2 protein-coding genes and 1 pseudogene are annotated in these 1,551 nt (G+C 62.0%); 1 reads left to right on the top strand and 2 read right to left on the bottom strand.

Translation table 11 applies throughout. From position 1 onward, the window contains the following. Positions 1-11: 11 nt before the first annotated feature. A complete protein-coding gene (locus tag QZ079_RS09495; RefSeq protein WP_366926446.1) occupies positions 12-119 on the top strand; it encodes an alpha-galactosidase in 108 nt (35 codons plus the stop codon). Here the strand turns inward: QZ079_RS09495 and QZ079_RS09440 are convergent. Together QZ079_RS09440 and QZ079_RS09435 are read right to left on the bottom strand one after the other, a co-directional pair. Further along, positions 94-1,017, bottom strand: a pseudogene (locus QZ079_RS09440) (adenylosuccinate synthase); the annotation flags it as partial. The gene QZ079_RS09495 and the pseudogene QZ079_RS09440 sit on opposite strands and share 26 nt — an antisense overlap. 199 nt (positions 1,018-1,216) lie before the next feature. Next, on the bottom strand, positions 1,217-1,551 hold a 335-nt coding region (locus QZ079_RS09435), incomplete at its 5' end, for a DnaB-like helicase C-terminal domain-containing protein (RefSeq protein WP_297037582.1).

Here is a 1,551-nt window from a genome sequence, read left to right as displayed (position 1 = left end):
GCCAGGGCAGGGTGCTCCACGATTATGTGCTGGGGCTCTATGATTTCCTGGAACGTCTGGTGCAGCGTTATCCGAACATCCTGCTGGAAGGATGCAGCGGCGGCGGCGGCCGGTCGTGACGCCGTATTCATGGCCGCCCTCGGTGAGTTCCCTGCCGGGGCCTTCCGTATAGTCAAGCTCGGTGGGCATGGGACCCATTCCCACGCGCGTGATGTAGGCCTTGCATATGCCCAGGACGCGGTCCACGTTCTTCATGCCCACGCCGGAGCCGGTCACCGCGCCGCCGGCAGTGCAGTTCGACGAGGTGACGTACGGGTACGTGCCATGGTCGATATCGAGCAGCGTCGCCTGGGCGCCTTCGAAGAGAATGGACTTGCCCTCGTCAATGAGGTTGTTCAGGAGCAGCGAGCTCTCGCAGATGTAGGGACGCAGGCGCTCCGCCATAGGAAGGTACGTCTCGCAGATGGACTCCACGGTATAGGTGGGCAGGCCGAAGATCTTCTCGAGCTGCGGATTCACGCGATCGAGCGCGCGGGCAAGCTTCTCGCGGAAGACCTCCTCGTCGAGCATGTCCTGCATGCGCAGGCCGATGCGCGCCATTTTGTCCTGGTAGCAGGGGCCGATGCCGCGCTTCGTCGTACCGATGTTATGGTCGCCGAGCAGCTGCTCATAGGCGCCGTCGAGATCCATGTGATAGGGCATGATGATGTGTGCGTTGCCGGAAACCTTGAGGTTCGCGGTCGAGATGCCGTCCGCCTCGAACATGTCGATCTCTTCGAGCAGCACCTTGGGATTCACCACGCAGCCGTTGCCGATCACGGAAACGCACTCCGGATACATAATGCCCGAGGGCACCTGGTGCAATCCGTAGCTGCGATCGCCCACCACGATGGTGTGGCCGGCGTTGTTGCCACCCTGGTAGCGCACGACGCAGTCGAAGTCGCGGGCAATCAAGTCGCAGATCTTGCCCTTGCCCTCATCGCCCCACTGGGTTCCCACCAGTACTGTCGAGCTCATGAACAACTCCTCACGTATCGAGCGCAACACAACATTCTTATTATATCCGCATCGTGGAGCCGTCGCCGCTCCATCGCAAAACGACACAGGGGTTTTGCCCAACGCCTCGGAAGCTGCGTGACCCAATTAGGGACAGGTGCATTTTGGGACATCTGGCACTCGCGCCCACATCAACACTTTGGGGACGGGGTCAAAAGTGTTAGCCTTCGCCGTGGATGCCGTCAAGCTCGTAGAACTTCGTCGAGGCGGGCACGAAGGCAAGATCGACGTCGCCGATGGGGCCGGAACGGTTCTTCGCCACGATCACGCGCGTCACGCCCAAATCCGGGCGGTCATCGCGCGTAGCCTCCTGCTCGTCGGAGGAGCGGTCGAGGAAGAGGACGATGTCAGCGTCCTGCTCGATCGAGCCCGACTCGCGCAGGTCCGAAAGCTGCGGCCGCTTGCCGGTACGGCTCTCCACGGCACGGCTGAGCTGCGAGAGGGCGATGACCGGCACCCCGAGCTCCTTCGCCAAAATCTTGAGGGCACGGCTCA

The organism is uncultured Enorma sp., from assembly GCA_905210055.1.
GTDB lineage: Bacteria > Actinomycetota > Coriobacteriia > Coriobacteriales > Coriobacteriaceae > Enorma.
Note: the sequence above shows the minus strand (reverse complement) of the source record. Positions and strands in the feature narration are given on the sequence as shown.